This window comes from Christiangramia sp. OXR-203, from assembly GCF_034372165.1.
GTDB lineage: Bacteria > Bacteroidota > Bacteroidia > Flavobacteriales > Flavobacteriaceae > Christiangramia.
The window spans coordinates 2356030-2381985 of record NZ_CP139698.1; the positions used below are offsets into that span (position 1 = coordinate 2356030).

27 protein-coding genes and 1 tRNA gene are annotated in these 25956 nt (G+C 37.1%); 20 read left to right on the plus strand and 8 right to left on the minus strand.

From position 1 onward, the window contains the following. Positions 1-166 precede the first annotated feature (166 nt). The 5 genes from T8I65_RS10915 to T8I65_RS10935 all read left to right on the plus strand — a co-directional run bounded on the left by T8I65_RS10915 (position 167) and on the right by T8I65_RS10935 (position 5005). A complete protein-coding gene (locus T8I65_RS10915) occupies positions 167-1465 on the plus strand; it encodes a hypothetical protein (protein ID WP_322300638.1) in 1299 nt (432 codons plus the stop codon). Positions 1466-1563: 98 nt separating this feature from the next. Then, positions 1564-2589 (plus strand): carboxypeptidase-like regulatory domain-containing protein, encoded by a 1026-nt coding sequence (locus T8I65_RS10920; protein WP_322300639.1) that lies wholly within the window; start codon positions 1564-1566, stop codon positions 2587-2589. Positions 2590-2688: 99 nt separating this feature from the next. After that, entirely contained in the window at positions 2689-2919 is a 231-nt protein-coding gene (locus tag T8I65_RS10925; protein ID WP_322300640.1) for a hypothetical protein, read from the plus strand. A 281-nt stretch (positions 2920-3200) separates the two neighbouring features. Then, on the plus strand, positions 3201-3854 hold the full coding sequence (locus tag T8I65_RS10930) for a DUF6624 domain-containing protein (RefSeq protein ID WP_322300641.1): 654 nt from the start codon (positions 3201-3203) through the stop codon (positions 3852-3854). Positions 3855-3970: 116 nt separating this feature from the next. Further along, entirely contained in the window at positions 3971-5005 is a 1035-nt protein-coding gene (locus T8I65_RS10935; protein WP_322300642.1) for a serine hydrolase domain-containing protein, read from the plus strand. 3 nt (positions 5006-5008) lie between these two features. Here the strand turns inward: T8I65_RS10935 and nudK are convergent, their stop codons facing one another. Next, a complete protein-coding gene (nudK, locus tag T8I65_RS10940) occupies positions 5009-5599 on the minus strand; it encodes a GDP-mannose pyrophosphatase NudK (RefSeq protein WP_322300643.1) in 591 nt (196 codons plus the stop codon). A 129-nt stretch (positions 5600-5728) separates the two neighbouring features. On the opposite strand from nudK, the gene T8I65_RS10945 reads away from it, so the two are divergent. The 6 genes from T8I65_RS10945 to T8I65_RS10970 all read left to right on the plus strand — a co-directional run bounded on the left by T8I65_RS10945 (position 5729) and on the right by T8I65_RS10970 (position 10293). Further along, positions 5729-6082, plus strand: coding sequence for a hypothetical protein (locus tag T8I65_RS10945; RefSeq protein WP_322300644.1), 354 nt, complete (start codon positions 5729-5731; stop codon positions 6080-6082). A 100-nt stretch (positions 6083-6182) separates the two neighbouring features. Continuing rightward, a complete protein-coding gene (locus tag T8I65_RS10950) occupies positions 6183-6710 on the plus strand; it encodes a hypothetical protein (protein ID WP_322300645.1) in 528 nt (175 codons plus the stop codon). A 74-nt stretch (positions 6711-6784) separates the two neighbouring features. Beyond that, a complete protein-coding gene (locus T8I65_RS10955) occupies positions 6785-7519 on the plus strand; it encodes a flavodoxin family protein (RefSeq protein ID WP_322300646.1) in 735 nt (244 codons plus the stop codon). 290 nt (positions 7520-7809) lie between these two features. Then, the gene (locus tag T8I65_RS10960; RefSeq protein WP_322300647.1) at positions 7810-8460 is read left to right on the plus strand and encodes an ATP-binding cassette domain-containing protein; all 651 of its coding nucleotides are present in this window, start codon (positions 7810-7812) and stop codon (positions 8458-8460) included. Between the two features lie 77 nt (positions 8461-8537). After that, a complete protein-coding gene (locus tag T8I65_RS10965) occupies positions 8538-9263 on the plus strand; it encodes a class I SAM-dependent methyltransferase (RefSeq protein WP_322300648.1) in 726 nt (241 codons plus the stop codon). 460 nt (positions 9264-9723) lie between these two features. Then, on the plus strand, positions 9724-10293 hold the full coding sequence (locus tag T8I65_RS10970) for a PepSY-associated TM helix domain-containing protein (protein WP_322300649.1): 570 nt from the start codon (positions 9724-9726) through the stop codon (positions 10291-10293). 1 nt (position 10294) lies between these two features. Here the strand turns inward: T8I65_RS10970 and T8I65_RS10975 are convergent, their stop codons facing one another. From T8I65_RS10975 to T8I65_RS10990, 4 genes are all read right to left on the minus strand, one after another. Beyond that, positions 10295-11011 carry a glycosyltransferase gene (locus T8I65_RS10975; RefSeq protein WP_322300650.1) on the minus strand — a complete coding sequence of 239 codons (717 nt, stop codon included), beginning with the start codon at positions 11009-11011 and terminating at the stop codon, positions 10295-10297. Positions 11012-11142: 131 nt separating this feature from the next. Then, positions 11143-11216 (minus strand) — tRNA-Pro (locus T8I65_RS10980). 68 nt (positions 11217-11284) lie between these two features. Further along, entirely contained in the window at positions 11285-12133 is an 849-nt protein-coding gene (locus tag T8I65_RS10985) for an aldo/keto reductase (protein WP_322300651.1), read from the minus strand. Between the two features lie 43 nt (positions 12134-12176). Beyond that, positions 12177-13076 (minus strand): alpha/beta fold hydrolase, encoded by a 900-nt coding sequence (locus T8I65_RS10990; protein WP_322300652.1) that lies wholly within the window; start codon positions 13074-13076, stop codon positions 12177-12179. 137 nt (positions 13077-13213) lie between these two features. On the opposite strand from T8I65_RS10990, the gene T8I65_RS10995 reads away from it, so the two are divergent. After that, complete coding sequence (locus tag T8I65_RS10995; RefSeq protein WP_322300653.1) at positions 13214-14458, plus strand: YaiO family outer membrane beta-barrel protein; 1245 nt, start codon at positions 13214-13216, stop codon at positions 14456-14458. Here T8I65_RS10995 and T8I65_RS11000 read toward each other — a convergent pair. From T8I65_RS11000 to T8I65_RS11010, 3 genes are read right to left on the minus strand one after another with little or no spacing between them, the layout of a single operon-like run. Continuing rightward, positions 14455-15906 carry a glycosyltransferase gene (locus tag T8I65_RS11000; RefSeq protein ID WP_322300654.1) on the minus strand — a complete coding sequence of 484 codons (1452 nt, stop codon included), beginning with the start codon at positions 15904-15906 and terminating at the stop codon, positions 14455-14457. The genes T8I65_RS10995 and T8I65_RS11000 overlap by 4 nt on opposite strands. Beyond that, the gene (locus tag T8I65_RS11005; RefSeq protein WP_322300655.1) at positions 15896-16948 is read right to left on the minus strand and encodes a hypothetical protein; all 1053 of its coding nucleotides are present in this window, start codon (positions 16946-16948) and stop codon (positions 15896-15898) included. The genes T8I65_RS11000 and T8I65_RS11005 overlap by 11 nt, the downstream gene beginning before the upstream one ends. Then, on the minus strand, positions 16945-17301 hold the full coding sequence (locus T8I65_RS11010; RefSeq protein ID WP_322300656.1) for a response regulator: 357 nt from the start codon (positions 17299-17301) through the stop codon (positions 16945-16947). The genes T8I65_RS11005 and T8I65_RS11010 overlap by 4 nt, the downstream gene beginning before the upstream one ends. 409 nt (positions 17302-17710) lie before the next feature. Between T8I65_RS11010 and T8I65_RS11015 the strand changes: the two genes are divergently transcribed. From T8I65_RS11015 to T8I65_RS11050, 8 genes are all read left to right on the plus strand, one after another. Further along, positions 17711-18124 (plus strand): response regulator, encoded by a 414-nt coding sequence (locus T8I65_RS11015; RefSeq protein WP_322300657.1) that lies wholly within the window; start codon positions 17711-17713, stop codon positions 18122-18124. 1 nt (position 18125) lies between these two features. Then, the gene (locus T8I65_RS11020; RefSeq protein ID WP_322300658.1) at positions 18126-18680 is read left to right on the plus strand and encodes a heme NO-binding domain-containing protein; all 555 of its coding nucleotides are present in this window, start codon (positions 18126-18128) and stop codon (positions 18678-18680) included. Beyond that, on the plus strand, positions 18667-21042 hold the full coding sequence (locus tag T8I65_RS11025; protein ID WP_322300659.1) for a PAS domain S-box protein: 2376 nt from the start codon (positions 18667-18669) through the stop codon (positions 21040-21042). The genes T8I65_RS11020 and T8I65_RS11025 overlap by 14 nt, the downstream gene beginning before the upstream one ends. Positions 21043-22110: 1068 nt before the next feature. Then, positions 22111-22275 carry a hypothetical protein gene (locus T8I65_RS11030; RefSeq protein ID WP_322300660.1) on the plus strand — a complete coding sequence of 55 codons (165 nt, stop codon included), beginning with the start codon at positions 22111-22113 and terminating at the stop codon, positions 22273-22275. 278 nt (positions 22276-22553) lie between these two features. After that, positions 22554-22874, plus strand: a complete 321-nt coding sequence (locus T8I65_RS11035) for an Hpt domain-containing protein (protein ID WP_322300661.1) — start codon at positions 22554-22556, stop codon at positions 22872-22874. A gap of 11 nt (positions 22875-22885) precedes the next feature. Then, a complete protein-coding gene (locus T8I65_RS11040) occupies positions 22886-23605 on the plus strand; it encodes a LytTR family DNA-binding domain-containing protein (protein WP_322300662.1) in 720 nt (239 codons plus the stop codon). Between the two features lie 127 nt (positions 23606-23732). Continuing rightward, positions 23733-24812, plus strand: coding sequence for a mannose-1-phosphate guanylyltransferase (locus T8I65_RS11045; RefSeq protein ID WP_322300663.1), 1080 nt, complete (start codon positions 23733-23735; stop codon positions 24810-24812). A gap of 99 nt (positions 24813-24911) precedes the next feature. Next, the gene (locus T8I65_RS11050) at positions 24912-25820 is read left to right on the plus strand and encodes a hypothetical protein (protein ID WP_322300664.1); all 909 of its coding nucleotides are present in this window, start codon (positions 24912-24914) and stop codon (positions 25818-25820) included. Positions 25821-25956: the final 136 nt, after the last annotated feature.

Below are 25956 nucleotides of genomic sequence, written 5' to 3' on the forward strand. Positions count from 1 at the left end.
AATAACAAAGGGTTTAGCCCTAAACGTTAGTAGTTCAACATATTATCGCACAGAATGTTTGCTATTATTCGCTATACACTGCTAATAGTGCTGAAGTGTGGAGGTCGATTATATTTGGATATCAAACGGGAATTTCTAAATTTGACAAACATCAAAAATTACATCAATGCATCACAAATTTTACCTGTCGCTGCTACTGGCAGTTACAGTTCTATTTTCTTCCTGCACGGCAGATGATAGCACACCATCAATCGATTATTCCATCAAATCTGACGATCATCTAAAAATTCTGAGTCAGTACGACAATGGCTGGATCAAAGAAGCAAAACATATATACTCAGAAGATCAACCTATACATGAGGTTACATATCATGAAAACGGATTCATCAAATCGGCTAAAGTATATAACTTCTATCATGATCGGGAATTATATATGGAGGTGAGAAGAGATGAGCAAAACCGACCTCTATGGTCTAAGTACTATACTCCTGAGGGCGATGTTTGGTTCGAAACGGAGTATGAGAATGGTTTAGTTTCAGAAAAAATCGTCTACAGCGAACTAGGAACTTCGATACACACTTACACAAATGGAGAAATAAATTCCATTGAATTTATAAGTTCAAACGGCCGGGATAAAAGCATGACCACTTATGATCTGGAAACAGCTGTAAAAACCGTTAAGATCACCGAAAATTCTGAAATGATTCTGGAACAGCAATTTAATGGTCAGGATGATTTTGGTTCGGGTATTCTAACCAGCAACCATGCTCCTAAGGCTAATCCTTTTGATGAACCTCAAAACGGCTACTTAACAATAGGAACTTCTTTTATGCATAGTCCTATCTGGCAATTCAATGCAAATCCTAAAGATGATGTGATCGCTTACAGAAAGTATGCAGGTTTGCACCCACCAGCTTCAAAATTTGCAGTGCAGCACGCAGTTAATTTTGAGATGTATCAATCTATTATTGAACAATATCCTTATACTGAAGACCAGGTTTTAATCCTTGGTTATAAAGAAAATGAAGGAAATGCCGCAATAATTGACGTTAGCAGAGACGAAAGGTTAGCTATTGATGCAGAACGGCTTGAAGATCCCGACTTATTTGCTCTTAAATATGGAGATCAGTACGTAAATAAAATTCATTACGGGAAAAATCTTATAGTCGTTGGCGCATTGCGCAATATGCCAACGCATGTAACAGCGATTGAGCAAGTGAACAAGGTCGCACAAAAACGTATGAACGACATTTTAAACGGTACTAATTTAGTGAGTGAGAATGAAATGGAGATCCTAAATAAAGTATGGTTCGAAGTCAAATTATTTTCCACCTTCAAGAACCAGAGAAATGGGATATTACTCGAGGACACTGAAGATTATCAGGCAGCTTTGGAAGAGTTTACAGCAGCTGAACCCGAGATCATTCAGTATGAATATAAGAAATTCGAACACCTGGTTCAATAACATTTTTAACAGTTCGATACGAAAGCCATCCATTTCCGGGTGGCTTTTTCTTTTCTGAATTTTAATTATTTTATATTAGAGCGTTATTACGATTATATATGGTCAAATTTCTCTTTCGAAGTAGATTCTTAAATATTATTTGTGTTCTATTGCTAATGATCGGCGGAACGGTCCATTCCCAGAATAAGATCTCTGGAACCGTTCTTAGTGCAGAAGATTCAACCGCGATCATTGGTGCTTCCATATACTTTGATGGAACCAGTATTGGGGTTTCTTCAAACCAGGATGGAGATTTTGACATCTCTTTCATGGATAATAATTCCGCACTTATAATTACTTCTCTAGGTTACGAAACTCTTGTATTAGATGCTTCAGAAATATTGAAAAGTCCTCTAGATTCAAAATATTACTTACCCATTAAACGTGAGGAACTGGAGACAGTTTACCTTGAAACAGACCCATGGAGCAGATCCCGAAAACTTCAGCATTTCAGAAAAGAATTCCTGGGAAGGAACTACGCAATGTATGACTGTAAGATCGTAAACGAGGACGCGATTAAGCTTAGATATTCCCCATCAGAAAAAACATTGATCGCTACCGCAAATGAGCCTCTAATCATACATAATAAATATTTGGGTTACGCAATTAGATACCAGCTTGCCGACTTTGAACTAGGATTCCAAATGAACGGCGGTCTACTACTACCCTATTCTACCTATTTCGCCGGTTCAGCCTACTTTCAGCCATTACAGAAGAAAACCGGTAGAAAGGCATTGAGAAACAGAGATCGTAGTTACTATGGCTCGTCATTGCATTTTATGCGATCACTTTACAAACAAAAACTGGAAGAAAACAACTTCGCGATCTTTCATAAACGTTTCCAGGTGCCTACCTATAAATTTTTCAAAATTAGCGAGGAAGGAAATAATAGGAAGATCGAGTTACTGGCAGATGAATTGAGCATTCTCTATGATAAGACAGATCAATCTGCGATTGTTTCCAAAAGTGCATTTACTATAGATCAATTTGGAAATCCCTCACCACCAGAAGCCGTCCTTTTAAAAGGGATAATGTCTGAAAAACGAATTTCAGAACTTCTTCCTCTGGACTATAAAATGAACTAGAAAAGAGTTAGTAATAGTTTAGAATTAAATTCAAAGATCAATTAGAATATAGTGTTACTTAATGATCTACCTTACTTCACTAAATAAACTAAATACAATATGCTTCTTTTCTGGATATCAACTAGTATCGCTTTTGTCATCATTGCATACATAATACATAAATTTTTCTTTAAAGATGTTCGAGGGAACCCATCTGAGGACAAAAGGCTTTGGAAATTCTGGGGTATAAGAACGTTTTACTGGCAGGGAGTTTTTGTTATAGCCCTGGGAGTGCTTGCACTACTTCTGGCTATCATTAAATGGAGCGGCGTCTGGCCTTTACTTAATTAGACTTCGAATTTCTACAGAAATGTTTATTTATAATGATGAAAGATTCAAAAATGTAACGTGAAGGCTAGATGACATAGTTCTAACCGTTATGACATCTTATTTACGGAAGCTAATTCAAATTATAGCTTTTCTAAGTTTTCCTTTTGGAAGGTATGCATTTACAGCTATTTGATTACAAGCACTTTATCTGAAGGACTTAGATCAAAATTATATTTTCGAAAAAAGCTGTAACAAAATTACGTCTAACTCGTTTTACTAGTACACCATCAAAAATATAATTCATGATCAAGATTATTGTAAGCCTCGCTATGCTATTAGCAAGTAGTATTGCCACATCACAAAATCAACCACAAAGCATTCAGACTCAACTGGACTCGATCTGGAAGACCGATCAGGAAATTAGATTTAAACTCATAAAACTTCAGCAGGAAGGAAAGATGAATTCAGATGAAATGAAAGATCTGGTTCAGCAAATGAATAAACAGGATTCAATTAACCTCGATCAGGTAGAAAACGTACTTAAGAACGGATGGCCGGATGACCTCAGCATGCAAGGGAATCAAACCATTTTCCTGGTTATTCAGCACACCGACCTGCAAACTCAAAAAGAATATCTTCCAGTAATTGAAAAAGCTGTTCAGGAAAACAAAACATTCCCAGCGAACCTCGCTCTTTTAAAAGATCGAATTGCTCTACGTGAAGGAAAGAAACAAATTTATGGCAGTCAGATTTTTATCGATTCTAATACCGGTAAGAAATATGTGCAGCCTATTCAAAATCCTGAAGAAGTTGATAAACTACGTGCTGAAGTTAGTTTACCATCCATGGAAACTTATTTGCAACAATCATTTCAAATGGACTGGAACCTTGTAGAGTATTATAAGAATCTGCCAGAGATCGAGAAACTGCTGGAAGAAAGAAAGGCGACAAAATAAAGTTATAAATACTAATATGTTACTATCAGTTGGGAAACTGCATTATGCTTCGGTAATCCCTAAAAGTTCGATTTAAGTTATATTTGAAAGAACTCTGATAGATAACGATACACCAGATGCCTGCTACAAAAAGTAAGATTGTTATTCGAACCATACTTCTGGCTGGAACTGTAATATCGCTATATTTCGTTCCATGGATACTCATCTGGGCATGGATACTACCATTGCCGGACACGGTGCAGGAACAATTAAACGAAGGTATCGAGCATGGTTTTGATGGCACTATAGTATATATTCAGCAGGGAGATCGCCCAGCAGAATTATATGCAGCAGGATGGCATGACCGGGACCGGATGATAAGAGCTTATCCCGAAGCTTATTTTAAAATTGCGAGTATTGGTAAACTGTATGATGCGGTCGCAATTACCAAACTGGTAGCTGAAGATCTTATATCTCTGGATAAAAGTATCCTCTACTATTTTCCTGAGTTTGCTGGAAGAATCGAGCATGCTGAGAATATCACCGTTCGAATGCTGGTCCAGCATCGTAGTGGAATCCCAAATTTTACAGATGTACCTGATTTCTGGATGAATCCCCCGGAAAATAAAGAACAAACACTGAAACTGTTCCTTGACAAACCAGCCAGTTTCTCACCGGGAACAGATTATGCCTATTCAAATTCTAATTATTTCCTTTTAGGTTTGCTAATGGAGAAGGTGACCAATAACTCCAAAGAACAGGTGATACAGCAAGAAATCCTAGAGTCCTTAAAGCTTGAAAATACTTTCTTCAGCCTAAATGATATAGATCAGGATAAATTAATGAGCGGTTATTATGTTGGAGTCGAAGAAGATATCAAGTCTACTAATTACCAGTCAATGATCGCTACTGCACAAGATGTGGGAGTCTTTATCAAAGCTTTAAATACTGGTAATTTACTTACCAAAGAAGAGGAAGAAATCTATTCTACCATCTATGTTTACGATCATACCGGACTGATTCCAGGTTACCAGAGTATTGCAGAATATCATGAAAATATCGATATGGTTGTGATACAGTTCGTTAATACCGCAAATTTTGAAGGTTACACCTGGAGTATTTCTGAAATTGTTTATAACCGAATTATTAAAATCTTAGAGAAGCGGGACTAAGATTTATGAATCTGCCAGTATTAATTTCAATTGTAAATGCTGTAATAGCATGATCGTTTTACCATCTTTTATTTTACCATCTTTCATCATTATTAGTGCTTCAGAAAACTTAAGTTCCAGAACTTCAATATCTTCCTGTTCTTCAGCTACACCTCCACCCTCGCCTATTTTCATGTCTTCGTGATATTCGGCTATAAAGAAATGTACGATCTCGGTCACCGAACCAGGAGACATATAAGCTTCAAAAATCTTTTCGACATTGGAGATCTCATAGCCGGTTTCCTCCTGCGTTTCTTTTCGGATACAATCTTCAGCATTATCCTTTTCCAGTAATCCCGCACAGACTTCGATCATCATCCCTGAAGTGTTACCGTTTAAAAAAGTAGGCATCCGGAATTGCTTCGTAAGAATTACAGTTTCCTTTTCTAAATTGTACAGCAGAATTGCCGCTCCATTCCCACGATCATAAGCCTCTCTACTTTGCCGCTCCCAGTTACCGTCATTTTTTCTGAAGTCAAAGTTTACTTTTTTAAGCGTGTACCAGTTATCAGATAAAATTTCAATTTCTAAATTATCAACTCTTTCTTGTTTCATGTCTTCGGAAAAGTTTAAAGTTCGCAAGATAATGAGCAGTTTTCACTCGGAACTCTTAAAACCAGATATAGTGCAAAAACTTCAGCTCACAGAATTATAAATAATTTACTAACTTGAAGTACTTTGAAAATGAATGTATTACAAAAACCACCAGGCATGTCTGTAGAGCGAGGTCCCAAAAGTTTACACGAGCACAATAAATCATTACTGTATTCACAAAAACCTAAGTTCAAGGAAGATCTTCGGGACCCGATCAATAGTGATCGTATACGTTTGGATGGTGTAAAATTCAGAAATTATTCTTCAGAAGAACTGGAGCAGGTACTTGCTGAAATAAAGTTTAATGCTGCCAGGGATCTACGCCAACAATATAAATTGATGGTCGTCTCCATGATCATTTCAGTTTTGATCATGCTCTTTCTCAAATATAAATTAGATCAAAGATTCAGCATCGTAGAATCTGCAGCTACCAATCTGTTATAAAAAATGTATTCCTTCAGGTTTCAGAAATTTAGAATTCATACCAGGAAGTTATCTGCATCATAAATCATATATTTCAGCTATAAAAATTTAGAGAAATCTAATGAAGAAAATCTTAGCAAGCCTATTATTACTGCTTTCACTTAGCGTAAGTGCACAGGAAATTTCAGAAAAAGAAAACCAGGATAATTACTTACATGAACTTATCGCAGATCTGGTTCAAAAAGAAGAGATTACCAGCGATCCTGTCATCATTTTAAATGAACAACTTCTTACAACAGAGGCTCTGGATACACTTAGCATTTCAAAATTTGAAATAACCTCTTACGCTATTCTTAAAAAAGAACAAAAGGATGTAGAGAATAAGTTCGGAAAACAAGGATTGAATGGAGTGCTTATGGTAAAAACCAACTCTTTTCAAGAGACCGTAAGCGATGAGGATTATCTGGCGAAAGAGGATGTTTTGTACTTAATTGATGGAAAAGCCACACATAGCTCGATGCTAAAACATATGGATCCGGAAACCATTGCAAAAATCGATGTTTTGAAAGACCATGATTCTATCGCAAAGTATACAGATGAAAAAGTCAATGGAATCATAAAGATCCAGCTAAAAAAAGGGAGTAAATAGCGGTTTCATGCAAACCTACTAAGTACTTCACATTTTTTACTAAATTGAAGGAAGTTTAATAAAAGTATTGAATCATGAGTAAACCAGACTTCAGTAATTTGCGCTGTATCTATATTAATTGTACACTGAAAAGATCCCCGGAGGAGAGCCATACTTCAAAATTAATAGAACTTTCCGCAGAGATCATGCGGCGGGAAAACGTAGATGTGGAAGAAATAAGGTTTATCGATCATGACGTAGCAACTGGTGTTTATCCCGATATGACCGATCATGGATGGGATAAGGACGAATGGCCGGCTATTTATGATAAGATCATGGCTGCAGATATCTTCGTTCTTGGAACACCTATCTGGCTTGGCGAGAAATCTTCCATGGCCCAGAAACTTATCGAAAGATTATATGCCATGAGTGGTGTTCAAAACGATAAAGGCCAGTACGTATTCTACGGTAAGGTTGGAGGTACGCTTATCACCGGGAATGAGGATGGGATTAAACATTGTGCTATGGGAATTCTTTATTCACTGCAACACGTTGGTTTTAGCATTCCCCCACAGGCAGATGCAGGCTGGATTGGTGAAGTTGGACCTGGCCCTAGTTACGGTGATACCGAATGGAAGGACGAAAAGCTTGATCCTCCTGCTGGTTTTGGAAGCAATTTTACCAATAAGAATACTACTTTCATGACCTATAACCTAATGCATTTAGCCTCCAGTCTTAAAAAACAGGGCGGTTATCCAGCTTATGGAAATTCAGCGGAAGGCTGGGGAAATGGGAAGCGCTGGAATTTTGAAAATCCGGAATACAGGTAAATCCATATTCACAATATAATTAATGAGGATCTTTTTAAATTTATTGGTTTTTCAGAGGAATATTATTCTTACAGCCTTGCCTATCTCTTTACTGATAGCCGCTCTAACTTCTGAATTTTCAAATTTTGGATTCTTCTATTTTCTTAGCAGTCTTTTGATCCATCTTAGTGTTTATAGCATCAAGCCTCCTAAAGAACTATATTTTTATCTAAATAACGGAATCTCCAGAGTTCATCTTTTCTTAAGCACAATTTTCATTTCGGTCTTAATGATTCTAATATCACGGTTATTTGAGTAAACTTCAACTGGATAGTGTACAAAAGACTTATGATAGTCAAAAGATCCTGAACGATGTTTACCTACAGTGTTCAACTGGGGAAGTAGTTGGTTTGCTGGGAAGAAATGGAAGTGGGAAATCGACGCTACTTAAGATCATGTTTGGATCATTGACGGCAGACAGTCGGTTTCTAAGAATAGACGAAAATGTTTACCCGAGCTCAAAAACGATTAATGATATTAAGTATTTACCGCAGGATAGTTTTTTAATTAAAAGTATTAATGTTAAGAGTACTATTAAACTGTTTCTTAGTCGGCAGTATAGCAGAATTGTTCTGGAATTACCTTTAGTAAAACCTTTACTGGCAGAACGAGTAGGCCATTTAAGTTTAGGACAAAGAAGAACCCTGGAAGTTCTGCTATTGCTTTATTCTGAATCCAGATTTCTATTAATGGATGAACCTTTTAACGGACTCAGTCCTACCAGCAGAGAAATAATTTCGCAGCTTATCCAGGAAAGAAAAGAACATAAAGGCATTATTATCACAGATCATGATTACCGCAACGTAATTTCTCTATCAGATCGAATAATGCTAATGGACAATGGTAATCTTCGTGAAGTCGATGATCTGGATCGCTTGACTCAGTACGGTTATCTCACTTAAAGATTCTGCAATTTTAAACGCTGTCGTACTGAAGTTTCAGAAAAAGCATTAAATCGTAACTTTAGGAAAAAGATGCTATGAAAAATCATTACAATTTGTTGCTACTAATACTGCTTGCGTTAAGTATGACCGCATGCGGACAAACAAATAGGAATAGTAAAAGCGAAGAAACCTATACTTTCCAAAAAGGCGACCCAAACGGAATCGGAAAATGGTATATGGGTAGAGAGATCGCGCACGTCATGGGGTACCAGGGAATAAACTGGCTGGAAAGATCTGATCGCGAAAAAGAGGAAAATACGAGTCAGTTGTTAATGAACATGAATATTCAGCCGGATGATACGATCGCTGATATAGGTGCCGGCAGTGGTTATCATACTTTTAAAATGGCCAAATTGACTTCGGAAGGTTTTGTTTATGCGGTCGATATACAACCGGAGATGCTTCAGGCGATTTCAACAAAGCAGTCAGAACAACAGGTGAATAATATTCAAACCATTCAGGGTTCAGAAAAAAGTATAAATCTAGATGAGAATTCAGTATCAAAGATATTGCTAGTGGATGTCTATCATGAATTTAATTTTCCGAAGGAAATGATCGAATCCATGCACAAATCTCTGACTTCTGATGGTAAAATTTATTTGATCGAATATAAAGCAGAAGATGAAAGTATTCCGATCAAAGAAATTCATAAAATGAGTGAAAAACAGGCAGTGAAAGAATTTAAAGCTTCCGGTTTTAAACTAGAGCAGAATATTGAGAATTTACCCTGGCAGCATTGCCTGATCTTTGTAAAAGAATGAATTGATTCTGCCGAAACACTCTAAATAACTTATAAATTTTTGAATTCTAAATCCAGATCAATATTAGAAAGTTCTTAAACCTATATCGTGGAAGTACCTGTCTCTAAGTTTCCTTGTGAGTTTTATGTTCTATACACCCAACTCAAATGCGCAACTCCCGGATATCGAGATCATGCATGAGCGCAGAGATGATAAATGCAACGAGTTTAATTACCGGAAGAATAAACCGGGCACTTACTATCTAAAGTTGGAGTTTCCATATTTTCTTTGAACCCGCTTTCAAGCCAAGACATTAGTATATAAAGTTTACATTTTTCTGAAAATTTAGCCTGGTTTATAATTGCTGCTATGGCTTCAATTTTCTTCGGAAGGAATCAATTCTTTATATTGAGATCAAATTTGATGTAGTATGATAGTTTTCTGAAACATTTTCCTATTTTCGTCGGAAGGTGAAGCCCCTATGAATAAACAGAAATCAAGAGTAAAACAGGCCCGTATCTTAAGAATTTTCAGAAAGATCCATCGTACTATGGGCGCCTTTTTATTCGTTTTCTTTTTTATCGTATCCATCTCAGGAATCCTCTTGGGAGCCAAGAAAAATACTGGCAGCTTTATTCTTCCAGAAACCCAAAGCGGGCAAACTTCAAATTTTGAAGAATGGAAATCTATTGCTGTTCTCGAGCAAATTGCACAACAAACATTGAAGGATTCAGTTTCATCTTTCTTATCCAGTGATATCGACAGGATGGATATTCGAAAGGAAAAAGGTATTGTAAAGTTCCTTTTCGAAAATCACATTCACGAGATACAACTTGATGGAGCTACAGGTGAAGTGCTAAGTATTGGCCAGAGAAGATCAGATGTTATCGAGAATATACATGATGGATCCATTGTGGATGATTACCTGGGCACCGGTGGCTACTTTAATTTGATCTATTCTGTTAGTATGGGAATTGCATTACTAGTATTTACTATTACCGGGTTCTGGCTTTGGTATGGTCCCAAGAAATTGCGTAAGACCGGCAGATGATCTATTTCAAATACTTCTCTCCTACTTCGTAATGTATATAGTTTCGCTTCATCCATAAATAACCAAAGCAATCTATCAAAGGTTTGATCAACCTGTTTCGCAGTCCAAATTTTGCGGTTCCGGCTACTCTTGGGTAATGGCGAATTGGGATCTGAATCACTTTACCTCCCTGTAGCATGATCATTGCCGGTAGAAACCTGTGCAGTCCCTTAAAAAACGGAATGCGCTTAGCGTAGTCTGTATGCATGATCTTTAGGGGACAACCCGTATCATACATCCCATCATTCGTGAAAAAGTTCCTTACGTTATTGGCCACCGTTGAAGAAAGATTCTTTTTAAAAGAATCTTTACGCTGATTCCTGTAGCCATTTACTAATTGATAGCTATTGATTTCTTTAAGCAGAACTTCAAAATCTTCAGGATCTGTTTGCAGATCAGAATCTATATATCCGGTAAGACTGGTGTTTACGTGATCGATCCCGGCCTTGATTGCCGCACTTAAACCAGCATTTTTCGTAAAAGATATGTAACTAAAATGTTCAGATCTTTCACAGATCTCCCTGACCATTTCCAAACTATTATCTGTAGACCCATCATTTACCAGTAATATCTGAGTGGGAATACTGGAATTTTCTGCATACTCTCCAAGTTTCTGCTCAACGCGGAGCAGGTTCTCTTCTTCGTTAAATAAAGGAACTATAACAGTTAATTGATACATTCAGAAATATTAGTCAGATGATGTATAAAAATCTTAAACTGCCGCAAATATATAAATATTGCTCAATAGTAATTTCCACGTAATTCCGAAGCATAAAAAACCGACAACAGAATTGTTGCCGGTTCGTTTCGTCGAGATGACAGGATTTGAACCTGCGACCCCACGCCCCCCAGGCGTATACGCTACCAGACTGCGCCACATCTCGATTGCTTTGCAAAAATAAGCTGGTTTTATAGAGAATTCAAAAAAAGTTTTAGGCAAATAACAGGTTATTTAAAGGTCCATTTCTTCCATAAAAGTATCTGGGTGAGCTCCAGTCCGCGTATTATCTTCCAGATCATCGATCTTAGCAACCTCATCGTCTGTGAGTTCAAAGTCGAAGACATCGGCATTTTCCTGAATTCGTTGCTTATGTACACTCTTCGGAATAGTCGCAACCCCTTTTTGCAGATCCCAGCGAATTACTATTTGTGCTTCAGACTTTCCATATTTTTCAGCAATAGTTCCAATAAGCTCGTTCTTTAATATTTCTCCTCGCATAAGTGGTGACCAGGCCTGATACTGGATCCTATTCTTCTTGCAGTAGTCAAGAATATCCTGCTGAATAAGTTTAGGATGAAATTCATTTTGCAAAACCATTGGCTGTACACCTCCGAGTTCTTTAATACTCTCCAGCTGATGGATCATGCAATTACAAACTCCTATAGCTTTAATTTTTCCTTCCTCGTAAAGCTCCTGCAAAACTTTCCAGGATTCCAGATATTTACCAGGCTTTGGCCAGTGAATAAGGTAAAGATCCAGGTAATTCAGTTCCATTCTTTCCAAAGTCTCTTCAAAAGCTTTACGCGTGGTTTCAATTCCCTGGTCTTCTATCCACAGCTTAGACGTAATAAAGATCTCTTTTCTAGGAATACCGCTTTTTCTAATCGCTTCCCCTACTCCCTTTTCATTTCCGTAAAAAGTTGCGGTATCTATCAATCTGTAACCAGTTTCAAGAGCCGCTGCAATTGCATTATTTATCTCTTCTCCGTTATCGGCTTTATATACCCCAAGTCCTAAACCCGGCATTTTATAACCGTTATGCAATTCTATTTTACTACTAATATTATCTAAGATCTTCATCTTTTTCAAGAAAGTTAAGAGTAAAAGAAGAACATCTGAGTCTCTAATTCGACTTTAAAAATTCTTTAACCTCTTTAAGATAAATTTCGGGTCTCTCAAGCCAACCATAATGTCCGCAGTCTTCCATTAAAATCAGTCTTGAATCTGGAAGAACACTATCTGCATAGATCGCAATATCCTTATGAACGATCTCATCTACTCCATTCAGGATTAAAACAGGTTTATTAAAATTTTTCATCTCTTCGGAAACATCAAAATTAATAAGGTTCATATTCGCCCACACCTGAGAATTAATTGTACGGTTTGTAGTCATAAGCCTTTCTGCTACTTCTGAAGCTCTGGTGGAATCATTCAAATAAGCGCTTGCCATAAGTTTCGCCCGCTGGTAACGAGTCTCCCACAGCGTATCACCAAAACTTATTTTCATAACCAATTGATTCAATTCATCTAACTGGGATCTGCTTAATCTATCACGAAGATCCGGGTAATCTCTCAATCTCAGATCCATGCCACCTGAGTGCGACTGTATCATCGCGCATACTCTTTCAGGGTACTTCGCCGCATAGGCATATGCGAGCATTCCTCCAAAGGAATGACCAAGTACGATCCAGTTCTCATATCCCAGGTGTTTCCGTAACACTTCAATATCCTCCACCATAAAATCGATAGTATAGTCTTTATCCTTATTAGAAAGAATCTTAGACCCTCCAGTACCTCTCTGGTCGTAGATTATAGTTCGATTGTCTTCTGAAAGCAATTGAGCCAGTTCTCCAAAACCATCACTACTAATCCCAGGACCACCGTTTATGATGAGAACAGGATCTCCTACGCCAAAAGTACTGTAGTGCAGTTTACCATCTTTATATTCGATTGTTTCTTCAGACTGAGCCTGAAAATTATGAGTGATAAGAAATAGAAAAGTTAGATGGAGAAGTAGTTTCATAAGCCTGGTTTTGATTAAAAATACGTTTTTAATGCGCTTGTCTCCTTTAAAACGCAGCATGGACAATTTTAGTTCAGGTTTGCAGCAAATCGCCTAATATGCTTATCTTCACCCCGGTTTTGCCCAAATCAACCTCTATGAATAGATCACTTTTACTCTGCCTGTTCTTCTTCGCTTTTGTTAAGTTGAACGCACAGCAAATCACTGAAAAGAACACTGATAGTCTTTATTTCCAGGGACTCGAACTCTACCAAAATAAACAATATCAAGAGTCCTTACAATACACTAACCGGGGATTACAACTTGCTTCAGAATATCATGATATCAGAATATTAAGAGTTCGGAATTTATGGGCACTAGATAGTATTGATAAGGCTACTACAGATCTTGAATTCCTAATGCAGAATGCCCAGGATTACCCGGGTGTTAGAGAACTCACCGTTCGCCATACCAAATTATTAAAGGATCCTGAAGAGGCTCTGGCTTACCTTGAACAACTGGAAAAAACACAGAGTTTAAGTGCGAATATGCTTATTCTTAAATCTGAACTTTTACTTCAGAATAAGGATAAAAAAGCCTCCAGAGAGATCGCTTTAGACCTTTTCAATAATCGTGAACTGGATCAAAACAAGCGATATGTCCTTCAGAATATATTAAAGAGAACGATTAGGGATGAGATTGGGGTAAATTACCAGTACATCTATTTTAGCGATGAATATAATCGTGAGAACTGGCAAACCATTAGTCCGGAATTTCAGCATTATTTCAACAGCAGTGCAGTGATCGCCCGGGTCAATTATACAGATCGTGGTTATGACCAAAGTACTTTATATGAGCTGGAATCTTACCCTGTTTTCAGCAATAAAGTTTATGCATTTTTAAACCTGGGAATTTCAGATGGAACTCTATTTCCAGACCTGAGAACCAGTGCCTCTCTATTTGTCAATATCTTCTCGATCTTTGAATTAGAAACCGGGGCGAGATTACTACATTTCTCAGATGAGGATTATTACTCCGGAATTCTGGGGCTTACTATGTACAAAGGTAAATTCTATATCAACTCAAGAGTTTTCCTTGGACCGGAGATAAATGATCAGTTAACCCAGAACTACCAGTTAAACGTACGTTACTATCTTAATAATGCAGATAATTTCTTCTTCTTAAGACTTGGTACGGGTATTTCGCCAGATGAAACTACAATCTTTACGCAAGTTCAGGAAAATCCTTCTCTGGAAGCATATTATTCAAATCTCGGCTTGAATTTCACCATTGGACCTCATCATATTTTCCAGGTTGGTGGTGGTTACCTGTTCGAAGATATCACTTCAAACAGGCAAGGTGATCAATTTATTGGCAATGTTGGGTATCGCTATAGATTCTAGGTGTCTGAAACCTTAAATCCTTTTCTGGTCATGGTACCCCAGCCAGATTTAATACGGAAGATCTTCTTATAATAACCCTTCATTTGGCCATATACCAGTATTGGATGATACAGGAAAGGTTCGAGATATGCAGCAAGAAGAAGTTCTACAACCTGCTTTGGTTTGTTATAATGATTAAAGTTCTTGACATACATAAAAATGGCTGCCGTGGAAAAGATACATCCTACAATGTAAGCTGCTGTAAATAATAACACTGCCATTGTCCAGTTAATCATTCCGAAGAAAGCAAAAGCGATGATACAAATGATTCCCAGAAATTCAATAATAGGCGCTCCAAACTCGAAAAACAACCAGTAAGGATAATAGAGAATTCCCATGTAGCGATACTTAGGATTGAAGAATAATTTCCTATGGATCTTCAAAGTTTCCCAAAGTCCCCGCGCCCAGCGATCACGCTGCTTAATTAAAATATCATAATCTGGCGGCCCTTCTGTCCAGCATAAGGTTTCCGGTAAATAAACCACTTTATAAGGTAATTCCTTTTCTTCCATCAAACGTCTTAAGCGAATACATAGCTCAAGATCTTCTCCAACTGTTTTTGCATCAAATCCACTTACCTCGATCACCCTCTTCCTAGGATACATACCAAAAGCTCCAGATACGAGCATGAGTCCGTTTATTTCGCTCCAGGCCATTCGACCTAACAGAAATGCCCGAATATATTCCACGACCTGCACCATAGGCACCAAGTTGTTAGGCAAACGCAGTTCTTTCATCACCCCGTTCTTTACGACCGAATCATTTGCAATTCCAATACCACCGCCACAGGCGATAATTTCGCTGTTATATTCTTCTAGGTAAGGTCGTACCATTTTTAGTAGGGCATCCTGCTCGATGATACAATCCGCATCTGTACAAACTACCAGTTCTGATGTTGCAAAATTGATCCCGGCATTCAGGGCATCTGCACGGCCACCGTTGTTTTTATCCAGAACAGTAAGATGGGTATATTTTGAAAGTGTACTTTTATAAACATATTTTACGGTCGCCGTAGGAATAGGCTGTGTGATAAAGGTCGCATCCCTTCTCTCCAGTTTGAATTCCTTGATGAGCTTTTCCAGTGAATCATCTTTACTTCCATCATTTACCAGGATTAGTTCATAATATGGATATTGTATGGATAATAAGCTTTTTACGTTCTCAATAATGGTAAGACCTTCATTATAAGCAGGAGCAATAAGCGAAACCGAAGGAATATCTGTAGCACTAACAATATCATTTACCTGCAGGAATCGCGATTTCTTCTTATTTCGGCGTATGGCACGGCTGGCCAGGATCACACCTGCGAAATACATGCTCATCAGGGCGATCCCGTACGCAAAGAAAAAATAGTTTGCAGCAAGAAATACATATTCCCCGCTAAAAAACCTTTCTATATCATTCAACATTTAAATTTGAATTTTCAGGGTATTGCTGGTAATAGAATTCCTGGACCTTTTCTTTGTATCCATTGTTCCATAGAATTTCAGCAACATTCAGTTTTAGTTCTTCATTATTTCCATGAAGCTGTCTTAGGTAGAAGTCCACGTCAATATCAGAATTATCATAAATATAATTTAATAGTTGCGCCTGCTGGACTGGGTTTGCTACTCTTTCGTAGACATCCTTGATATAATCCATTCTTTCCGTAGACAATGCAAAGGTTTGAATACAGTAAATAGCAGTTTCACGTACCTCATAATCCGGATGCTCTAGATGCTCCATGATAAAAGGAATTTCAGTATGCAATTCAAATTTTCTAATAATTCTCATGACCAGTTTCTTACCAAAAAGCTTATCGGTCTTATAGGCCCTTTTTAACCATTTCATTTCTGGTTTTGGATACAGATCATAGAGCTTTTCAACGATCTTAATTTGTTGCCACAAGGTGATATTTCGTTTAAGGTATGGAAGAAACCTGAGTGATTCCCATCCCATAAAAACAACCATTGCGATCTGTGCTTCTCTTCGCACGAATACGTTCTTATGATTCTGAAACTTAAAGACCTCATTCATATGCTGAGACTGATTCATCTCATAAATTTCCCTAATTCCACGAGCTTTGGAATACCACCCCCACTTGGAGATTTTGGTGAATGAAGCATTGTACGGCGGGATCTGCCCATATAGCTTCTTAAGCTTGAAGTAATTCTCCCCAAGAATAGTTCGCTGAGTACGTATCATCAATCGAATAAGATACTGCACGTTATTTCTGTTTCCTTTACGGATACCAACGGCTTTTAAGCGATCATTGATCTCACTAATGAGCAAGGGATCATCTTCGTTATTATAGAGATAACGGCTTACAATATCAGCGAAAGTATATTCAATACGCTCCAGGGCACGCATACGATTCTTTCTATAGATCATGGTGACCGCTATGGAAATCCAGTAAATAAACAGGATCGCCAGCACGCATTTAATAAAAAGTAATACTCCCGCTTCGGTCATGAATATGCCTGAATTGTTGATTCGATTTCGTCCAGATCTATGGGCACTGCGTAAAAGCCAGTAATATCTTTCAATGCGAAGATCTCCTTCTTTATTTTATCCTGTCCCATGTTCGTAACCACCAATAAATTCTTATGCGGAATAATTTCCTGCACCTGGGCCACAAATTCCAGTGGTGCAATTCCTTCAAAAAGAATGTCTGTGATAATAAATTCAAAATCACTTTGTTGATCCTCTATCGTAAGCGCATCCAGCGATCTTATGGCTTTACAATCAAAATGGTTTATGGTTACAAGCCTTTCCAGAATCTTTAAAATAATTATATCTTCCTGAATGACCAGAACTTTTCGCATGCTCAAGATTTAGGTGGAAATATACGTAATAGGTCGTTAAACAGTAAAAAATAATACATTTCGGTTGATATAATATACAATTTTGAAAAATGAGTAAGAAACATCTTTCGATATTATGCTCGTTTTAACTAAGTACGCAAGAATCCTAAAACTGAAAACGTATATTTCAAATTTAGAATCTGTTACTTTCTAGAAGGTTGATCATTATAGAATAGATTATTAAAATAAGCTTGGGTACGGTCAACCAATTAAAAAATTTAGAAATGTAAGCTTATAAACCAACCTACTTTTGTCCTAAGTCTATTTATCTACACTAAGTTGTAACTGACCGAATGTAATGCTTGCTTAATCGAATTAATAGCTTTAAAATCGATTGTTATAGCATCTTTGATTGACTAATCCTATTCCTATGAAACGTAAGTTAAATATCCTTTTTATCGAAGATGATGAAATTGAGGTAATGAAACTAAATCGTACGCTAAATTCAGTAGAATTAAAGCATATGGTTCAGAATGCAAGAGATGGTGAAGAGGCATTAGAATTTTTGCAACATAAGGATCGTTTACCAGAAATAATATTATTGGATTTAAATATGCCTAAAATGAATGGTATCGAATTTCTTAGTATTTTAAAACAGGATGAAACGCTAAAGTATATTCCTACTATTATCCTTACAACATCAAGTAATCGGAAAGATTTATTAGATTGTTTTAATATTGGTATCGCTGGTTATATCATAAAACCTCTCAAATATGATGATTATGTCTATAAACTAAAAAGTGTACTGGATTACTGGAGCATTAACGAACTGATTAAAGTATAATATGAAAGGAATTGTTTTTACTGAGTTTCTGGAGATGGTCGAACAGGAGTTTGGTCTGGAAGTTCTGGATCAAATCATCAATGAATCTGATTTGAGTTCAGGAGGTGTATATACTGCGGTTGGAACCTATGACTTCATAGAAATGCAGAGGCTCATTGTAAAACTTTCAGAAAAAACAGGTTTGAGTGCAAATGATCTTCTGTATGCATACGGAAAAACATTTTTTGCAGTTCTTGAAAAGAATCATGCAAATATTTTCAGCCTATATGATGGACCACTGGAAATGCTAGCTTCCATCGAAAATCACATCCATGTAGAAGTTAGAAAATTATATCCAGGAGCTGAGCTACCTACCTTTCGTGTTATTCAGCAAGACGACAATTTTCTTGAGATGATGTATTATTCAGACAGGTCTATGTACATGTTTGCAAAAGCGCTCATGGTACAAACCTTTGACCATTTTCTTGAAAATTCAAGGATAGAACTGGAAAAAGTTCAGGACGATGGAACACAGGTGAGGTTTAGAATTTACAAAGAGCCACATGCAGTTAACTAAGAACGTTGAAATTTTAGAGCGTGCACTTATGCGTGAGAAAGCTGCCCGAAAGGCGGCTGAAGCAATATTGGAACAAAAATCACTGGAGCTATATAATGTCTCTGAAGAATTACGCCAAACTAATTCGCGGCTTGAGGAAACCCTTGATAGAAAAACTTCTGAACTTGAAGGCGTATTTGAAACATTGATTGATGCTTTCATTGTCATGGAACTATCTGGTGATGTAATTAGTATGAACCAGGCAGCCAAGGATTTGCTTGGTTTCGACCCAGAAGAAGAATCTGTTAATTTAAACCAACTTGTAAAGGACAAGTACAAGGAATATACTTTTGAAGCTTTTAAGGAGCTTACCATCCACGGAAAGTTTAACAATTATCGCGCGGTGATTATTACCAGGAATGGTGAGGAAAAGATCGTTCAGATAAATGCCAGTATCATTTATAACATTAAAGGTGAACCGATCGCTGCCCAGGGTATTGCGCGGGATATTACGCAGGAAACCGCGATGAAGCGGCAATTGCAGTACCAGAAAAGACAGCTTGATATTATCTTCGGAAATTCACCTATTGGTGTGTCCCTCGCAAGATCGATGGATGGTGGTCTTCTTATGGTAAACAACGCCATGACCAAGATGTTTGGCTACACGCCTGAAGAATTTGAAAAGGTTGATGTGAACAAGATCACACATCCTGACCATCGCAAAGAAACAATGAAATTGAGGGAGAAGCTTTTTGCAGGAGACATAGAAACCTACCAGATGGAAAAGCGGTATTTCAGAAAAGATGGAACTCTACTTTGGGCTAACACCAGTGTTACTGCCGTTCCCGATGACAACGGTGTTACTGAATATCTAGTAGCCACTGTTGAAGACATCACAGAGCGAAAAGAAGCAAGTAATAAACTTAAACAGTCAGAAAACAGAATGTCCACTCTTATTAAGAACATGCAGAGTGCGGTATTGCTGGAAGATGAAAATAGAACAGTTAGCCTTACGAACCAGAGATTCTGTGATCTCTTCGAGATCCCTGCTCCCCCAGAGGCTTTAACAGGTACCGACTGCTCCAGTGCTGCGGAACAATCTAAAGTTCTTTTTTCTGAACCGGAACAGTTCGTTAGTAAGGTCGAAAATCTTATTAAAAATCGTACCACAGTCATTGGAGAAGAGATTGAAATGGCAGATGGCAGATTCCTTGAGCGTAGTTATATCCCTATTTTTAGTGATGGAGTTTACAAGGGTCATCTGTGGAGCTATGATGATATCACTATTAGAAAACGCTACAAAGAATTTTTACAAGCCCAGAAAAATAAATATAGTAGCATCATAGCTAATATGAATTTAGGTTTACTGGAAGTAGATGCCGATTTAAGAATTTTAATGGCCAATCAAAGCTTTGAAGAGATTAGTGGATATTCTAAGGCTGAACTAATTGGCAAACATCCAGGTGAACTACTATTAACGAAAAGATCAAGAGAAATTTTTGAGAATGAAATTGGAAAAGAAAACACAGATCAAATCAGGAATCATGAATTGGACGTTATTAATAAGAACGGAGAATTAAGAACCTTGTTAGTAAGTGGAACTCCAAACCTGAACATGAAGGGCGAAAATATAGGTTCTATCTTTATTCATCTTGATATTACAGATCGGAAAAATCTCGAAAACAAACAGGTTGAACTTCTGGAAGATCTTGAAGTTCAAAATCAGGAGTTGAGTGATTACGCACATATCGTTTCCCATGATCTAAAATCTCCTCTTCGTAATATTTCGGCACTATTGAGCTGGACCAGGGAAGATTTTAAGAATCAGTTGAGTGATGACAGCCTTATTAATATCGATCTTATGCAAAATAAGGTGGAAAAGATGGATCATCTTATTGAGAACATTCTCAAGTACTCCAGCATAGATCGCAGCTCGGCAAGCAGTGAAAAAGTTGATGTTCAGTCACTGGTGGAAGATATCATAGCCATGATCTATATTCCTGATCATATAGAGATTAGGATCAAAAATAAATTACCAGTGATCCAGGCTGACACCACCAGAATTCAACAATTATTTCAAAATATCTTGTCGAACGCTGTAAATTATATTGAAAAGGAACAGGGAACCATTGAAGTAGACGTTGAAGAAAAAGCACAGGATTATATATTCTCCGTTAAAGATAATGGTATTGGAATTCCAGTAGACCAGCATGACCGAATTTTCCAGATCTTTAATACGGCATCAGACCGTAAAAAATCTAACGGAATAGGACTGAGTATTGTTAGAAAGATCATTGATCTCTATCACGGAAAAATATGGCTGGAAAGCACACCTCATGTTGGCACTACATTCCATTTCAGCATTAAAAAATCTCAGGTATAAGCGAAAATGGAGCTATAGTCATTCTGATCACTCTTGAAAAATCTCATTCGATATCAACTCAGCAATTATTCGTTAATATAGATGGAATTAGAATGAGCAAAGAATTGTTCAGGAAAATGGATTATCAAGACACGAATATAATTTTGTAATTTCATCAGGAAATTTACACTGTATATCTTGCTGAAGAGGTGGCGTTAGCCAAGGTACTGAAAACCCACTTGTTGTTTGTAAATGTTGCTGAAGAAGGAAAAGTTGTGAGCATTGATTTCTATGGCGATGATCTTAAAATTTCCTTCGGAAATTGGTTGGTGGATCCTATTTGGTCCTGAAAGTATTATCACTGAATCTGAAAATTTTGTATTGTTTTAACTCGATGGATAACCAGCACTAAATCTGTACTCAAAATATCTGGGAACAAAATCTGTCGAGCTACCGCAGTCTTAGTTCTTCTACACTCTTTACTTAAAAAAAAGTCCACAAACATCCGTTGATACGTACAATTCTAAATATTAACTGGGAAAACAATTCATTAGTCCCTGGCGTGAGATATCACTTTGGGTTCAAGATAATAGCTTCTGCAACGCACTTTAAAAAGGTACTCAGGATTCAGCAACTCTGGCCAACCAGAATGGAAAGAAATGACCTGAACTAGCACTTCTGGTAAGTTGTATTGGCCGCCGACTCGTCCTAAGTCAATGAGCAGAAGAAGAGATCGATGAAGTGATCAAAGTGATTGCAAAAGCTTTGGAAGAATTGAATTTAAAAGATTTTTCAACCTTTTCAATGAATCTTATAGCAATAGTGAAGAACAGTTGAACATGCAACAGTGTGGATCTCGCGTTATCTGAGATGGACTTTATAATGCCGAACAGAAACTGCGTAAAGTTGTAATGTATCAAAATTCTATATCACTTCTGCGATCCAGGCAGGCCTTAAACTCTAAAGAATTTAATAAAGAGAACTGAAAATTCCAGAACAATGAGCTTTCAGAACATTTTCATTAGAAATATTAATAATTTCAAAAATTTTAAATATAATTTTGAAGCTGAAAAGAATTGAATGTCATGATTGAAGGAATTCCTAAATATTCTATTATTGAAATGGCAGATCATGGCCCGTACCAGATATCTAGTTCATGAGATTGTAGAACTGTTGGTTATTTCCGATGGTAACAAAGTGGAAATTTCAGAAGAGCTTCCGCCTGTTGAAGTAGATAAATTTAGAATTCCGTAACTATTCGAAAATATTATTTACAATATGGTAAAAAGTGTTGAATAAGAGACAAAATAGAGAACATTGTTGCCAATAACTTTGGAAATGAAATATTAAAGAATCTGGCACAGGAGCTACTGTAAGGCATTATTATAAGATCATTGAAAAGATCCACGCCAACAAGAACTCTAACAGAATCAGGTTCTATATTATCATAAAGATGGTAGATTTCTATAGAGGTTAGATTAGTTGGGGAGTCATGAATACGTAGGAATCAATTTTTATTTTACTTTACCAAAATGAAAGAAAACCCAAATTTAAACTACCTGTATAGGCTATCTGGCGGAGATAAAGAGTTCGAAAACAAACTCTTAGATATTGTCAAAAAAGAATTCCCGGAGGAAGAAGCGGTTTACCAAGAAAATATAAAGCAGAGTAATTTTCTAGATGCTGCCTCCAATGTTCATAAACTTAAGCACAAAATTAGTATTTTAGGCCTTGAAGAAGGTTATCGCTTTGCGGAAATCTATGAAGAAGAACTCCGTAAGAATGATCCTAAAAAGCATAATAGTTTTACAGAGATCCTTCAGACCATGGGCGATTACATTGAAAAGTTTTAAATTAATTGTTCATGAAATGTTTAGTAATTGACGATGAGGCTACGGCCAGAATGATTATAAGTCAGCTTATAGATACTCATAAGGAACTCAACCTTGTTGGTGAGTTCTCCAATGCTATGCAGGCGATCAAATATTTAAACCAAAATCCGGTAGATCTTATATTTCTGGATATCCATATGCCAGACTTTACTGGATTCGACTTTATTCAAACTTTGATAAATCCTCCAAATGTAATTCTTACGACTTCAGACAGGAGCTTTGCAATAGAAGCTTTTGAATATGACTGTATTGTAGATTATATGGTGAAACCAATAACTCCGGAACGTTTTAAGAAGGCTGTTCAAAAAGCTAAAAATGCTAAACCTGCCAGACAGTCTATTCCAGAGCCAACAGAAATTAATTCAGATGTTAACAAAACTGACAATGATCTGTATGTGAATATTGACCGTAGGCTAATCAAAATCGATATTCCAAGTATATACCTGGTGGAAGCCAAAGGTGATTATATACAAATTAAAACATTCGAAAAGAACTACACTGTTCATTCTACCCTGAAAAAGATCGAAAACAAGTTGCCTGAAGATCTCTTCCTGAAAGTGCACAGATCTTTTGTGATTAATACCAAGCACATTATTGATATTGAAGACAATAGCGTTCTAATAGAAAAAGATGTTGTTCCGGTTAGCCGTAGCAATCGCCCGGAACTTATAAAAAGATTGAACCTGCTTTAGCAACTTAACTCCATATAATTCCTGTTCGTCGCTCTTAGATTCTGCTTAGACGAATATTCCCACACACCTCGCATTGTGCCGGTATCTTTACATCAAATAAGTACCTAAACGTCAAAATAGTAAAGCGATGAAAATTCATAACTACGCAATAATCATGGCTGGTGGGGTTGGAAGTCAATCCTGGCCCGCATCCAAACAATGCTGTCCTAAACAATTTCAGGATATTCTTGGAAGTGGTAAAACGCTTATTCAAAACACTTTTGATCGTTTGAAGAGTTTTATTCCGGCTGAAAATATTCTTGTACTTACTAATACAATTTACAAGGAAATCGTAATGGAGCAGTTGCCGGAAATTTCAGGTTCGCAGGTAGTACTTGAACCAATTATGAGAAACACTGCTCCAGCTATCTTACTTGCAGCTATGAAGATACATAATCGTGACCCCGAGGCCAGGATGTTGGTGGCTCCATGTGATCACTGGATCCAGGAAGAAAGTTTGTTTGAACAGGACATGTGCATGGCTTTTGAAGAAGCTGAAAAAGGAAAAAGACTGATAACTTTTGGTATCAAGCCCCACTTTCCTAATACCAGGTATGGCTACATACAATATGATGATAAGGGAAATGAGCAGATATACCACGTTCAAAGATTTACAGAAAAACCAGATTTCCAAACTGCCCAGAATTTTATGAACCAGGGAAATTATCTATGGAATAGTGGGATATTCGTTTGGAAAGCACAAACCATCCTGAACAAATTTGAGATACTACTTCCGGATATGTTCAGATTATTCAAAGTTGGTGAGGGCTTTTATAACAAACCACACGAGACAAATTTTCTGAGAAGTCATTATCAATACGCTGAAAATATCAGTGTCGAATACGCAATCATTGAACATTCAGAAGAAGTGATGGTTATTCCCTTATCTTTCTCCTGGAACGATCTTGGAGCATGGGGTTCTTCAGAGAACGAATTTCGCGGTTATGGCAAATCTAAGACGGTGGTAAACACGAAATTCATACCCGTTGAAGCCTCAGGTAAAATTATTAGAACTGAAGGTAATAAGATGGTTTTAGTCGATGGATTGCAGGACTACATGATCCTAGAAAACGATGAAGTGCTACTTATTGTTCCGAAGGAAAAGGAACAACGGCATAAACATATCAGGAACGAGGTTATAGAACGCTACGGTGTTCAATTTATCTAACCATTCACCGACACTAAATACTTTTTTATCGTCTGGTCACCTACAACCAACGAATAATTCCATGAAAAGCAGATTCAAACTTTAATTTTAGTCAAAGTTATGGGAAAACTACTACAATTTTTTTATCTCATTTTATTACAACATCTTCCGGCTCAGGAGTTTACCTATCTTGGTAATTACAATGAGCCAGAAGTAGCAGATCATCTGGAACTGGTTGACGATTTCATGACTTATGCAAATATGCTGAGGACCGAGCCCGCCCTACCGGAAAGTTATCTTTTTCCAGACTACAATCCGCAGTGCATCTCTGCCGGTTATGATAAAAGTTTCGAACTGGCAGAGGTTGCGGCGGTTGGTGAAATTGAATTTGATCATTTGATTCATTATAGCTATAACCGTAATGTTATCATGTTTATTGTTTACCAAATTGAGGATACGACTCCAAACTTTGAGCTAATCGGCGTTAAAATGATAGCCCATAAGGCACATAACTCTGAACCTGTTAATGTTAGAATTATAGATGAGGTGAAAACCAGTATAGCAGTTGATTATCGGCATTATCCCTTTGCGACAAGGCATAAAATTATAGGGGACATAGAAAGCTTTTTTCCAACTGAAGAAATTTTTAATCAAATTATGCCCACTTCATATGTGATAAGCAACAATTCTCACTTAAATACCCATTGCAAATTGTTACTCAATCAGGTATTATATGGTATTCATTTTCAGTCTTCAATTCCAGAAACTAAAAAAGATATAGCAACAAAGAAAAGCAGGCTTCTAACTGAAACCCTAAATAAACCGTTGAGTAGAGTAGCTTTTCAAGTTACAGAAAAAATTAACGCCGTCCAGAGATGGAAAAGCGATAAGATGGTCGGCATGTACCCTACTTTCTTTGTGAAACGAAAGTTTTATGAAGATAGCCGGCTTTGTCTTATCGTGAAGACCAAGGAGTGCGAATCCGGCTTCACGATAAATAATAAAAAAGGGGTGTGGAATATAGTGTAGTTTTTTAATAACACTAAAGACCTGGAAAAAGATCCACTTAAAAGGAAATGGAAAAACAACACCCATTCATAAGAATACTGTAATTTCAAAAGGAGATGGAAATTTAGTATGTAAAAATACTATGACCTTTCAAATG